General features: G+C 63.6%; 13 protein-coding genes. 5 read left to right on the top strand and 8 right to left on the bottom strand.

The annotated features are described in order from the left end of the window. A partial coding sequence (locus FJ980_RS11370; RefSeq protein WP_140542975.1) for a LysR substrate-binding domain-containing protein occupies positions 1-585 on the top strand: 585 nt, incomplete at its 5' end. Positions 586-630: 45 nt separating this feature from the next. Here FJ980_RS11370 and FJ980_RS11365 read toward each other — a convergent pair. Together FJ980_RS11365 and FJ980_RS11360 are read right to left on the bottom strand one after the other, a co-directional pair. Further along, positions 631-1431, bottom strand: a complete 801-nt coding sequence (locus tag FJ980_RS11365) for an aspartate/glutamate racemase family protein (RefSeq protein ID WP_140542974.1) — start codon at positions 1429-1431, stop codon at positions 631-633. A gap of 41 nt (positions 1432-1472) precedes the next feature. Further along, positions 1473-2714, bottom strand: coding sequence for a D-amino acid dehydrogenase (locus FJ980_RS11360; protein WP_140542973.1), 1242 nt, complete (start codon positions 2712-2714; stop codon positions 1473-1475). Between the two features lie 204 nt (positions 2715-2918). On the opposite strand from FJ980_RS11360, the gene FJ980_RS11355 reads away from it, so the two are divergent. After that, on the top strand, positions 2919-3473 hold the full coding sequence (locus FJ980_RS11355) for a hypothetical protein (protein WP_140542972.1): 555 nt from the start codon (positions 2919-2921) through the stop codon (positions 3471-3473). Positions 3474-3490: 17 nt separating this feature from the next. On the opposite strand, the gene FJ980_RS11350 is transcribed toward FJ980_RS11355, so the two are convergent. The 3 genes from FJ980_RS11350 to FJ980_RS11340 all read right to left on the bottom strand — a co-directional run bounded on the left by FJ980_RS11350 (position 3491) and on the right by FJ980_RS11340 (position 6695). After that, positions 3491-4660, bottom strand: coding sequence for a cystathionine gamma-synthase (locus FJ980_RS11350; protein WP_140542971.1), 1170 nt, complete (start codon positions 4658-4660; stop codon positions 3491-3493). Further along, the gene (locus FJ980_RS11345; RefSeq protein ID WP_140542980.1) at positions 4657-6048 is read right to left on the bottom strand and encodes a pyridoxal-phosphate dependent enzyme; all 1392 of its coding nucleotides are present in this window, start codon (positions 6046-6048) and stop codon (positions 4657-4659) included. The genes FJ980_RS11350 and FJ980_RS11345 overlap by 4 nt, the downstream gene beginning before the upstream one ends. Positions 6049-6296: 248 nt before the next feature. Then, on the bottom strand, positions 6297-6695 hold the full coding sequence (locus FJ980_RS11340) for a RidA family protein (RefSeq protein WP_140542970.1): 399 nt from the start codon (positions 6693-6695) through the stop codon (positions 6297-6299). A gap of 171 nt (positions 6696-6866) precedes the next feature. On the opposite strand from FJ980_RS11340, the gene FJ980_RS11335 reads away from it, so the two are divergent. Together FJ980_RS11335 and FJ980_RS11330 are read left to right on the top strand one after the other, a co-directional pair. Then, the gene (locus FJ980_RS11335) at positions 6867-7196 is read left to right on the top strand and encodes a hypothetical protein (RefSeq protein ID WP_140542969.1); all 330 of its coding nucleotides are present in this window, start codon (positions 6867-6869) and stop codon (positions 7194-7196) included. Continuing rightward, positions 7193-7840, top strand: a complete 648-nt coding sequence (locus tag FJ980_RS11330; RefSeq protein ID WP_140542968.1) for a cysteine hydrolase — start codon at positions 7193-7195, stop codon at positions 7838-7840. Before FJ980_RS11335 ends, FJ980_RS11330 begins: the two co-directional genes overlap by 4 nt. Before the next feature lie 94 nt (positions 7841-7934). Here the strand turns inward: FJ980_RS11330 and FJ980_RS11325 are convergent, their stop codons facing one another. Further along, positions 7935-8288, bottom strand: a complete 354-nt coding sequence (locus FJ980_RS11325) for a helix-turn-helix domain-containing protein (protein WP_140542967.1) — start codon at positions 8286-8288, stop codon at positions 7935-7937. A 112-nt stretch (positions 8289-8400) separates the two neighbouring features. On the opposite strand from FJ980_RS11325, the gene FJ980_RS11320 reads away from it, so the two are divergent. After that, positions 8401-9171, top strand: coding sequence for a type 1 glutamine amidotransferase domain-containing protein (locus FJ980_RS11320; protein WP_140542966.1), 771 nt, complete (start codon positions 8401-8403; stop codon positions 9169-9171). 4 nt (positions 9172-9175) lie between these two features. On the opposite strand, the gene FJ980_RS11315 is transcribed toward FJ980_RS11320, so the two are convergent. Both FJ980_RS11315 and FJ980_RS11310 read right to left on the bottom strand, forming a co-directional pair. Then, positions 9176-10516, bottom strand: coding sequence for an FAD/NAD(P)-binding protein (locus FJ980_RS11315; protein WP_140542965.1), 1341 nt, complete (start codon positions 10514-10516; stop codon positions 9176-9178). A 554-nt stretch (positions 10517-11070) separates the two neighbouring features. Beyond that, on the bottom strand, positions 11071-11256 hold the full coding sequence (locus tag FJ980_RS11310; protein WP_140542964.1) for a hypothetical protein: 186 nt from the start codon (positions 11254-11256) through the stop codon (positions 11071-11073). Positions 11257-11489 lie beyond the last annotated feature (233 nt).

The raw sequence follows: 11489 nt of genomic DNA, 5'->3' as shown, positions 1-11489 counted from the left end.
ACCGCTGCGCATCTAGTGCTGACGCCGCGGCTCGGCGCCTTCGCCGCCGCCTATCCCGACATCGTGCTGGAGATCGTCATCGAGGATCGCTTCACCGATGTGGTCGAAGGCGGCTTCGACGCCGGCGTCAGGCTCGGCGAAAGCCTGCAGCGCGACATGATCGCGGTGCGGATCGGGCCTGACATCCGCGGCGCGGCGGTCGCAGCGCCCTCTTATTTCGCTTCCATGCCGAAGCCCGGTCATCCGCGCGATCTCGCAGGCCATCGCTGCATCCGCTTCCGTTTCTCCAGCGGCATTCTCTACCGCTGGGAGTTCGAGAAAGACGGCGAGGAAATCGAGATCGCGGTGGAAGGGCCGCTGATCCTCGACGAGGACCATCTTATCGCCCAGGCGGCAGTCGACGGCGCCGGGCTTGCCTTCGTCTTCGAGGATTATGTCAAGGCGCCGCTCGCCGAGGGCAGGTTGATCCGCGTGCTGGAGGATTGGTGCCCGTCCTTCGACGGCTTCTTCGTCTATTATCCGAGCCGCCGGCAGATGCGGCCAGCGCTCAGGGCGTTCGTGGATTTCTTCAAGGTGAGCGGGTAGCCACCCCCAAGTGGGCGGGCGGCAGCGCCAGCCCCATTCCGGCCGCTACGGTAGCGCAAACAACCGTCCGCCGGCCGGCACGACGTCATCGATGCCGGCAAGCCGCAGGCAGTGCCAGGCCATGGCGTGGTTGGAGGAGGTGACGGGAACGCCGATGCGCCGCTCCAGCTCGGCCACCGCTTCAGCCACGCGCAGGCTGGTGCAGGAGATGAAGATCGCTTCCACCCCCGGCACGGCGGCCATGGTCTCAGCCGCCGCCTCGATCGAGGCCAGCGAGATGCGGGCCGCCTCGCGGTCGTCGCGCCGGTCGAAAGTGGCGACGGCTGATATTTCGAGGCCGCGGCCGGTGAAATAGCGGACCAGGCCCTGGTTGATCTCCGGTGCATACGGCGTGAGCAGGCCGATGCCCCTGGCGCCGAGCGCCTTGAAGGCGGCCAAAGCGCCGGTGACCGGGGTGGTGCAGGCGACGCTCGGCCGCGCCTTCCTGATCTCGGCGAAGACGGCCTCCTCGCCGAGCGTCATGGTGGCCGAGGTGCAGCCGAAGCCGACGACATCGAGCGGGATGCTGGGCAGGATGAGGTCGACGGTGGGCGCGATGCGCGGGCCGATGGCGCGCAAAGTATCGGGCGTGATGTCGTTGTCATTGAACAGGCGCGCCTCGTAGAAGGCGACGCCCGGAATGCGGATCAGGGCGCGGAACTCATGCTCCAGCGTCTGGTCGGTGGCGAGGATCGCGAGCCCGATCGCCGCGCGCGAGGCGAGGCCGCCGTCGATCTTCGACGGCAGCACACCCAAATCGATCGGCCCTGGCGATTGAGGGCGGGTAGCGGCCGCGCTGACTGACATGGCATTCCCTTTCCTGGTCGATCCCCTCCGGGATCATGCTCTCAGTTCAAAATTCCGTCCATCGAGATCGCCGGCTTGCGGCCGGCGATCAGGTCGGCAGTGATGCGGGCCGAACCGTGCGACATGGTCCAGCCGATATGGCCGTGCCCGGTGTTGAGATAGAGATTGCTGAGGCGGCGCCGGCCGAATTCGGGCAGATTGTTGGGCGTCATCGGCCGCAGGCCCGCCCACATCTCGGCGCGGTCGTAGTCGGCGCCTTCGGGATAGAGTTCCTCGGTCACGCCCTTCATGAAGGCAAAGTCGGCCGGTTTGTGGCTGGTGTCGTAGCCGGCGAACTCGGCCGTAGCGGTGACGCGCAGCCGGTCGCCGAAGCGCGACACGGCGACCAGATTGTGCTCGTCGATCGCGGCGATGGTGGGCGGCGCCGGACGGTTGCCGATCGGAATGGTCAGCGAATAGCCCTTGATCGGATAGATCGGCAGGCTAATGCCGACCGTCTTCGCGATCAGCGGGCTGTAGGAGCCGAGCGCCAGCACATAGGCGTCGCCCTTGACGCTTCCCTTGTCGGTCAGCACCCGGGAGACATCGTCGCCGGACGTCTCGATGCCGGTGATGGTCGTGCCGGTGCGGATCTCGCCACCGCGCTCGGCCACCTTCGCGGCAAGCGCGCGGGTGAACTTCGCCGGGTCGCCGGTCTCGTCGGTCGGGCAATGAATGCCGCCGGCGATTTTTTCCTTGGCGGAAGTCAGCGCCGGGTCGAGGGCGACGATGGCGTCATGGTCGAGCACCTTGATCAGTTGGCCGTCGGATTCGAGCAGCTTCATATGCTCGACGCCTTTGTCGAGCGCCTGCTGGCTGCGATAGAAATAAAGGATGCCGCGATCATTGCGGTCATAGTCTATCGCCTCGTCGGCGACGACCTCGTGCAGCACGGATTGCGAATAGGCGGCGAGCCGATGCTTGAGCAGCGTGTTGCGCCTGGCCTTCCCGGCCGTGCATTCCATCAGGAACAGCCATGACCAGCTGTAGAGCCGCGGATCGGTCGAAAGCTTGAAGCGCAGCGCCTGGTCCTTCAGCACCAGCGATTTCAAGAGGATCATCGGCGCCTTGGGCGACGACCAGACAAAAGAATGCCCCGGCGCGATCATGCCGGCATTGCCCCAGCTGGTCTCCGCAGCGACCTGTTGCTGGCGCTCGAGGATGACGACCTGGTGCCCGTCCTTCTGCAGCTGATAGGCCGTGGTGACGCCGACCACGCCGCCACCCAACACGACCACGCGCATGGCGCCTCCAGGGATCGCAAAATGCCTACACTTTGGAGTGTAATCTGAAATTGCAAAGCCGGGAATTGTGTTCGTTGGCTTCCCAGGGGTGTCAGCTTAGGCGGCGGTGTTCTCGCAATGGTGATACTTTCGATCACGCGCTCCAGCGGGATTTCGTATCCGTGGTAAACTGAATAGTAAAAGTGATGGAGGGAGCATCCTGTGTTGGGGGTGATTGAATGGTTTCGTTACGAGCGCGACGTGAGACGCGCGGTCAGCATTCTGCTCGGCAAACGAACGGAAAGCACTGCTCTGATCGAAAAAGAGAATGAAGAGCTAAGGCATGACTTGAATAAAATATACGCTTCTGAAAGCGACATGCTTGACGTCTTGGCTGATGCTAGGAGAATGCGACACAAGTCGGCGGTAGATTACTTGGAAGAACAGGTAACTCTGTTAAAAAGAAATTTATCTGCTTTGCACACAACCTACCTAATTAAGCAATCTTCGCTCCTCGGAGTTCCTCTACCCAGCCCTGAGGACGCACCTATGTGGCTCCCGTTCTATCGGTATTGGCACTCGGGAGCCGAATCTGAGGTCGATTCGCGAACATTGTTGTCCGACATCGGAATTCACACAGTACGGGCTGCGATCCGGAAGGAAAAGAAAGAACGGTTTGAGCCCTGGAAAGATCGAGCAGGATTCCTTTTTGGCGCGGGCGGGTTCGCTGTGGCCGCGCTCGCACTTTTATTGCGCATTATTGAAGTAACTAAACAATAACGCTGCCCGAAGGTCGCTCACCCGCCCAACGCCTGCTCGAGATCCGCGATCAGATCATCGCCGTCCTCGATCCCACACGACAGCCGCACCAGCGAATCGGTGATGCCTATCGCCCCACGCTTCTCCGCCGGGATCGATCCGTGCGTCATCAGCGCCGGGTGCTCGATCAGGCTTTCGACGCCGCCGAGGCTTTCGGCCAGCGTGAAGAGCTGGGTGCGTTCGAGGAAGCGTTTTGTTCCCGCCAGATCGCGGTCGAGATCGACCGAGATCATCCCACCGAAGGCGTGCATCTGCTGGACGGCGATGGAATGCTGCGGGTGGCTGGCGAGGCCGGGATAGATGACCCGGCGGACATCTTTTCGCGTTTCCAGCCATTGCGCTATTTTCAGGCCGTTGGACGAGTGACGCTCCATCCTGAGCGCCAGCGTTTTTATGCCGCGCAGCGCCAGAAAACTATCGAACGGGCCGGAAATGGCGCCGATGGCGTTCTGCAGGAATTTCAGCTGGGCGGCGAGGTCCTTGTTGTCGCCGACGACCGCCACGCCGCCGACCATGTCGGAATGGCCGTTGAGATATTTCGTCGTCGAATGCACGACGATGTCGATGCCGAGTTCCAGCGGGCGCTGGATATAGGGACTGCAGAAGGTGTTGTCGGCGACGGTGAGCAGCCCCTTGCGCCTGGCAAGTGCTGCGATCGCTTCGAGGTCGACGATGCGCAGCAGCGGGTTGGTCGGCGTCTCGACCCAGAGCAGTTTTGTTTCCGGGCGGATCGCGGCTTCGACCGCGGCGAGGTCGGTGAAGTCGGCAAAACTCACCTCAAGGCCGGCGGAGCGCTTGCGCACCCGCTCCATCAAGCGGAACGAGCCGCCGTAGATGTCGTCGGTGGCGACGATATGGGCGCCGGCATCGAGGAGCTCGAGCACCGTGCCGATCGCCGCCAGGCCGGAGGCGAAGGCGAAGGCGGCCGAGCCGCTTTCGAGGTCGGCGACCGCACGCTCGAAGGCGAAGCGCGTCGGGTTCTGGCTGCGGGCATACTCGAAGCCCTTGTGCACGCCGGGCGACTGCTGGCCGTAGGTGGAGGTAGCGTAGATCGGCACCATCACGGCGCCGGTCAGCGGATCGTGGCTCTGGCCGCCATGGATGGCGCGGGTGGAAAAGGCCAGGCGGTTCTTGCCGTTTGAAGTCATTTTGCGCGGCGCCTCAGATGGTTGATCAGGTCGATACGGGTTATCAGGCCGATGAACTCTTCGCCATCGAAGACGATGGCGACCTCGTTGCGATCGAAGACCGGCAGCAGCGCGTCGAGCGTCTGATTGGCCTGCAGCGTGTGCAGGTTGGAGGTCATGGCCGTGCGCACCGGCGCGTTGAAACGGTCCCAGCGGCCGTCATAGGGTCCATCGACCTTGGCTAAAATATCGCTCTCGTCGACGATGCCGACCAGCCTGCCTTCGTCCAGCACCGGCAGCTGCGAAACGTCGGAGCGGCGCATGCGGCCATAGGCGTTGAGCAGGGTTTCCTCCGGGCCAACGGTCACAATGTCGCCGGTGCGCGGCGAGCGCATGACCAGGTCGCGCAAATCGCCATGCTGTTCCTGATCGGCAAGGCCCTGCTCGGCCAGCCAGATGTCGTCGAAGACCTTCGACAGATACTTGTTGCCGCTGTCGCAGACCAAGGTGACGACGCGTTTTGGCGTCGTCTGCTCGCGGCAATAGCGAAGTGCTGCCGACAGCAGCGTGCCCGAGGACGAGCCGGCCAGGATGCCTTCCCTGGACAACAGATCGCGCACCGCCAGCATGCTCTGCTTGTCGGGAATCGAATAGGCCTTTTTCACCAGCGACAGGTCGGCATTGGGCGGCACGAAATCCTCGCCGATGCCTTCGACGGTCCAGCTGCCGGCCTCCTCCATCTTGCCGGTCTTGATCAGCGGCGCCAGCACCGAGCCGACCGGATCAGCCAGCACCATCTCGGTCTTGGGCGAGTGTTTCGCAAAAAAGCGGCCGAGGCCGGTGAGCGTGCCGCCGGAGCCGACGCCGACCACTACCGCGTCGACATCGCCATCGAGCTGCGAAAAGATCTCCGGGCCGGTCGTCGTCTCATGCGCCAGGGGATTGGCCGGATTGGCGAACTGGTTGGCATAGAAGGCACCGGGGGTCTCGGCGGCGATCTTCTCGGCCATGTCCTGGTAATATTCGGGATGGCCCTTGCCGACATCGGAGCGGGTCATGCGCACCTCGGCGCCCAAAGCGCGCAGATGCTGGATCTTCTCGCGCGACATCTTGTCGGGCACGACGAGGACGATGCGGTAGCCTTTCGGGATGCCCACCTGGGCGAGGCCGAGGCCGGTATTGCCGGCGGTCGCCTCGACGATAGTGCCGCCGCGCTTCAGCGCGCCCGATGTCTCGGCCGCCGCGATCATCGACAGCGCGATGCGGTCCTTGATCGAGCCGCCGGGATTCTGGCTTTCGAGCTTGATGAACAGGCGGCATTTGCCGGTGTCGAATTTGGTCAGCTCGACGACCGGTGTCTGGCCGATCAGGTCGAGCACCGAAGCATAAGGCGGACGCAATCTCGACATGTTGATGCGCGCGCGCTGCGGCGCCACTTTTGTCTGCTCGCTCATCTTGAGTGCTCCATCGAAGCAGTTCGAGAGGGATGTCGGCAATCTCGCGCGTGGGGCCGCGGGAAACCATTCCGGTTTCGCGGATCGCGCGCCCTGTCTTGTCCAGCCCTTTTCATCAGGAAAGAAGATAGATCGTGCCAATCCGGCGGCGAGTGGAGGAATGGAATTTCACGGACGCGTAGTGTGTCCCTTCAAGCAGGAGTCTACGCAATCGCCGCCTGGCCCTCGATCTCGATCAGGAAGTCCGGATTGCCGAGGCCGACAACACGCAGTGCCTTGATGATGGGCGGCGGAGCACGGTTGGCCCAGAACGCCATCCAGGCGCCAAAGCCCGGAGCGATATCCTGGTCGCCAACGATATAGACCGACAGGCTGACGAGATTCTCCAGCGTCGCTCCGCCAGCTTCCAGAACCTTGGCGAGATTGGCCAGCGCCTGCGTCGTCTGCGCCGCGAGATCGCCCTTGCCGACGATGTTGCCTTCGACATCGACGCCGTTCTGCCCTCCGACCAGCACGATGCGCGCGGAAGCAGGCAGCGACACGCCTTGCGAATAGGCGGGGTTGCTGTGCATGCCTCGCGGGTTCAACCTTTCGATGGTCATCCTCGTTCCTCCATGCCGGCAATGACCGGCCGCATTTTGCCTCAATGAAGCGACACGGAGGCCCAGCTCGAGAGCCTGTTCAACGCACCATGTCGTTCGTTGCCGATGCCTTTTCCATCATGCTAGCCGAACGAAGCGCGAGGGTGGACAGCAAGTGCCAAGGAGCGGCCGATGAAGATTCTTGCCTATGACAATTTCAAGCCTGGCGTCACGCTCGACGATCTCAGGCCCTATCTGCGCGACGAAGTCTCGAATGTATGGCGGCTGTGGAAGCAAGGCATCGTGCGCGAGAACTATGCGCGCGCCGATGTCGGCGGCGTCATCATCGTCTTCGAGCTCGACAGCGTCGAGCAGGCCATGCGCTATACCGATGATTTCCCGCTCTCCAAGGCCGGGCTGCTGGAATGGCATTTCATCGCTTTCGACGCGCCGCTGCCGCTGGAATTCCTGTTCGACCCGACAGTCGACATCGCCAAACCCTGGGATCGGACGGCGGCATGATCCGCTCTGGCGAAGGCATCGAGATTCCGCAGCGCCTGGCCGAATGGTGCGATCCGCGCCGCATGGCGCTGGTCGTGTACGACATGCAGATCGGCATCTGCCGCCAGGTCGAAGGCGCCGCGGCGATCATCGAACGCACCGGCACGGCATTGGAAGCGGCGCGCTCGGCCGGCATGCGGGTGGCATTCACGCGTCATTTGTCGCTGCCGAAAAAATGGATGGGCGCCACGCAGCTGCGCACCGCCATGGCCTGGCAGCGGCGCGATAGCCCCGACGCGGTCCAGCCATGGTTCCCGCGCGATGCCGAAGCGACGCGGATCGTGCCGGAACTCGCCCCGCGCGCGGACGAGGCGGTGTTCGACAAGCTGACCCTGTCGGCCTTCGATTCCACCTCGCTCGGCTTTGCGCTGCGTGACTGCGGCGTTCGCGCGGTGGCGCTCGCTGGCATCGCCATGGAGATCGGCATCGAGCCGACCGCGCGCCAGGCGACCGACAACGGTTTCGTCGCCGTCGTAATCGAGGACGCCTGCGGCTTCGGCAACAGCGAAGCGCGCGACCGCTCGATGGCGACGCTGCGCTTTCTTGGCGAAGCCGTCGTCACCGATGTCGCGGGCTTCTGCGGCGCGCTTGCCGATGCCGCTTGATCTCAGGCCAGAGGCCTTGTTTCTACGCAATTGCGGACGGAAGGCTACGGCGAAGTCGCCGAGCCTAACCGCTACGCGCTTTCCTGGAATTGCGCTAGGCCGCTGCTTCGATGTCGGTGCGGAAGCGCACGCCCTCGGCGCGGCCATGCAGGATGCCCCAGTCGTAGAGTGCCTGCAGCGCCGCTGCGAGGTCGCGGCCGCGCTCGGTCAGCGCGTAGCGCGCCTTGCCATCCGGCGAGGTTTCGAGCGTGACGAAGCCGATCTCGACAAGATCGGCCAGGCGCTGCGTCAGCATCTTGTCGGAAAGCGAAGGGATCAGCCGGCGCAATTCGGAATAGCGCAGCGGACCTTGCTTGATCCGCGCGATGATCACCGTCTTCCATTTGCCGCCGAGCGCGTCGAGCGCGAACTCGACCGGACAGCCATAGAGTCTACCACGTTGTGTCATGCGCCGATCCTAGGCAAGGGCCGCGCGCGGCAAAAGCGGAATTTACCCCGCCATATGGCCAGATTGCCGTGCCCGGCTTTGTCGGCGACGACTTCATAAAAGGGAGAGCAAAATGAGTGTTCGGGACCCCAATCCGGTCAATGTACGCGAGCCGAAGCGGGTGGCGATCGTGATCGCCAATCCGTCCGTCTCCACCGTAACGGGCTGGCCGGTCGGCTTCTGGTGGAGCGAGCTCACCCACCCCTGGTTCGCTTTCACCGAGCGCGGCTACGAGGTCGAGATCTTTTCGCCCGACGGCGGCAAGTGCGAAGCTGATGCGCTGAGCGATCCGCGCGATCCGTCGGGCTATTCGGAGACTGATCTCATCTCGCTCGGTTTCATTTCAAACCCGAAGCTCCAGGCGCTGGTCGACGACACGCGGCCGGTGGCCGAGATCGATGTCGCTCGCTTCGACGCCATCGTCGTCGCCGGCGGCCAGTCGCCGATGTTCACCTATGAAAGCGCGACCGGTCTCCAGCAAACCTTCGTCGCTTTCCACGAGGCCGGCAAGGTGGCCGCCGCGCTCTGCCACGGCACCGCCATCCTGCGCTATGCCAGACGCGCCGATGGATCGCAGCTTGCCGCGGGCAAGACGGTGACCGGCTTTGCCAATGTCGAGGAGGATTTTGCCGACAACGCGACCTGGGCGATGCGGGCACTCGAACGCGGCAAGCATTTGATGCCGTGGCGGATCGAGGACGAGCTCAAGGCGATCGGCGCCAATTATATCCAGGCCGGGTTGTGGCGCGGCTTTGCCGTGCGCGATGGCAACCTGATCACCGGGCAGCAGAATTTTTCCGGCGCCGAAACCGCCCGCCTCGTCTGTGAGGCGCTTGGCGGTTAAAGCCTTATCCGAGCAGCTGCTTGCCCAGCTTCGCGCACTGCACGCGGATGTCGGGAATGGCGTCGATCTCGAAGAAGGTGCCGCGCGTCAGCGGTCCGACGGCGAGCAGCTTCGACGACACCGTGCCGTCGGCCGCGATCAGCTCGCATTTCGCGGTGACATCGAGACCGAGGCGCAGCGGATCGGGACGCGCCAGGCCGCGCTCGACCAGCGAGCGCACCACGCCGTTCGACGTCCGCGATATGTCGCGGGCGATGCCCATGCAATCATAGAGGCGGGCGACGTCCACGGTTTCGACGTCCTGCGTGCCGCGCGGCTGGATTTTTACGACGAAGCCGCCGTTCGGTTCTATGTCCACCACCCTGCCGGCGACGAGACGGATGCGGCCCGAGGCGACCGCCTCGGTGACGCGCGCAGAGACTTCCGGCGCCATGCGGTGGCGGTGGATGTCCCACCAGGCCTTGGTGTGCTCGACGAAGCGGCGCTTGGCCGAGGACGGCCAATTCTGCCAGATCGTCTGGTTGAAGGGTCTGAGACCATCGACGACGTCGCGCCAGTCGCCGCCGGCTTTCTGGGTCTCGCGGATCAGGTTGCGGAACCAGCCGACGAAATAGGAAAGCTGGGTGCCGAGCGGAATATCGGCGATATCGAGCTTGATCGGATTACCCTTGCGGTGCGGCGACGGCAGCAGGCCGCGCCGCGACACCGCGACGATCGAACCGCGATGGCCGCGCTGCTCCAGCGACAGGAAAGCGTCGACCATGCTCAGGCCGGTGCCGAGCAGCAGCACCTGGGCTTCAGGATCGAGCGCGGTGTCGGCCTCCGTCCCCATCCGGACGGCGTGGCCCTGGAAGGCGCCGGGCTGCTCGTCATGACCGGTGGCCAGGACGGCAAGATGCGCCACGACGCTGGTGCCGTTGGCAAGCGCGACCTCGACGCCCGACGAGGTCGGCGCGATCGACAGGCTCTCCTCGCGGATCAACCTGAGACGCCCGGTGTCGCGCTCGCGCTCCTCGAGGCCCTCGAGCACATCCTGCAGATAGCGGGCGTAGAGGCTGCGCGGCGCATAGAATGGTCCCTGGTCCGGCTTGGCGAGGCCGCGTTCCAGCACCCAGCGCGCGAAATGCGTCGGGTCGTCGGCATAGGCGCTCATGCCGGAGGCGTTGACGTTGAGCACATGCGCCGAAAGCAGAGTCGAATAGGCCATGCCCTGGCCGAAATGCGGCCGCTTCTCAATCAGCGTGACGCGCAGGTCCGGATTGGGCGACTTCAACAGATGCGCGGCCAGCACGACGCCACTTGCGCCGCCCCCGACAATGATGATGGAGTTGCCGCGTCCCACCATGATTGCTAGCCGAAACGTCACTTGAGCGATCAGCGCGGGGCGAGCGCCGCGGGCGGCCTCGGCCGCGAGCCACGAACGATCGCCGGAACGGTCTTTTGAAGGTCGCGCATCGTTCTCTCACTCCCAATGTTGATAAGATTACTATACTAACCGTGCCAAGCACGAAATCGCAGTCCCAATTGCCACGCCCTTTGGAGCATGGGTTTGCCGAGATGAGATGACAGGCGGATTTTTCGTTCGCTGGGGTGCTTGTGGGAGGGCGGCGACCATCTTCCTTCGTCATTCTAGGGCGGAGCGACGCGAAGCGGAGCGAAGACCCTGGAATCCATGCCGTTACATCCATGATAGGCACCCCGGTGCAGACGAAGGCCTCGCGACACCGGATAGTCTGCACCGCCGCATCGCTTCTATATCACGGAATGGATTCTAGGGTCTGCGCGCGTCGCTTCGCTCCTTGCTCCGCCCTAGAATGACGAAGAGACGCTCAGCCAATGCGCAAGGATGCTGCTTTCCGGCGAATGTGACCGCCAGCCGTCTCCGCCCGTCCGGCAAGGTCAGATGCGCGAGCGGGTCGCCCAACGGAGGCCGACCACGCCGACCAGCATGGTGACGAGGCCGATATAGAGCCATTGCGTCTGCCCGGTCATGAAACTGCCCTTGACCAGACCGAGGCCTTGCAGCGACCACAGCGCACCCAGCCCCAGCACAATCAGCGCCAGCACAAACCTGATCAATCGCATCGGCTGGACCCTCTCCGGAAGTCGATCCTGAACAGCAATGGAGACGCAACAAAAGACGTCGAGGAACCGAAGCAGTTCCGTCCCTCAGTACCTCAAATCTTGTGGGCCGATCTTGTCCAGAATGTCCCGTATGCCGGCCCGATATTCATTGAGAATACGCCTTAACGGGGCTGTGAATATCATGACAAACTGTTTCGCGGCGACTCCAAACGTGTGCTGTCGCCATGGAACCG

The organism is Mesorhizobium sp. B1-1-5 (genome assembly GCF_006443065.1).
Lineage (GTDB): Bacteria > Pseudomonadota > Alphaproteobacteria > Rhizobiales > Rhizobiaceae > Mesorhizobium.
Note: the sequence above shows the minus strand (reverse complement) of the source record. Positions and strands in the feature narration are given on the sequence as shown.

What these genes read in the sequence shown, in the direction of transcription:
- FJ980_RS11365 (WP_140542974.1), bottom strand. Translation starts at nt 1,431, where the DNA reads ATGTCAGTCAGCGCGGCCGCTACCCGCCCTCAATCGCCAGGGCCGATC.
- FJ980_RS11360 (WP_140542973.1), bottom strand. Translation starts at nt 2,714, where the DNA reads ATGCGCGTGGTCGTGTTGGGTGGCGGCGTGGTCGGCGTCACCACGGCC.
- FJ980_RS11350 (WP_140542971.1), bottom strand. Translation starts at nt 4,660, where the DNA reads ATGACTTCAAACGGCAAGAACCGCCTGGCCTTTTCCACCCGCGCCATC.
- FJ980_RS11345 (WP_140542980.1), bottom strand. Translation starts at nt 6,048, where the DNA reads ATGTCGAGATTGCGTCCGCCTTATGCTTCGGTGCTCGACCTGATCGGC.
- FJ980_RS11340 (WP_140542970.1), bottom strand. Translation starts at nt 6,695, where the DNA reads ATGACCATCGAAAGGTTGAACCCGCGAGGCATGCACAGCAACCCCGCC.
- FJ980_RS11335 (WP_140542969.1), top strand. Translation starts at nt 6,867, where the DNA reads ATGAAGATTCTTGCCTATGACAATTTCAAGCCTGGCGTCACGCTCGAC.
- FJ980_RS11330 (WP_140542968.1), top strand. Translation starts at nt 7,193, where the DNA reads ATGATCCGCTCTGGCGAAGGCATCGAGATTCCGCAGCGCCTGGCCGAA.
- FJ980_RS11325 (WP_140542967.1), bottom strand. Translation starts at nt 8,288, where the DNA reads ATGACACAACGTGGTAGACTCTATGGCTGTCCGGTCGAGTTCGCGCTC.
- FJ980_RS11320 (WP_140542966.1), top strand. Translation starts at nt 8,401, where the DNA reads ATGAGTGTTCGGGACCCCAATCCGGTCAATGTACGCGAGCCGAAGCGG.
- FJ980_RS11315 (WP_140542965.1), bottom strand. Translation starts at nt 10,516, where the DNA reads ATGGTGGGACGCGGCAACTCCATCATCATTGTCGGGGGCGGCGCAAGT.
- FJ980_RS11310 (WP_140542964.1), bottom strand. Translation starts at nt 11,256, where the DNA reads ATGCGATTGATCAGGTTTGTGCTGGCGCTGATTGTGCTGGGGCTGGGT.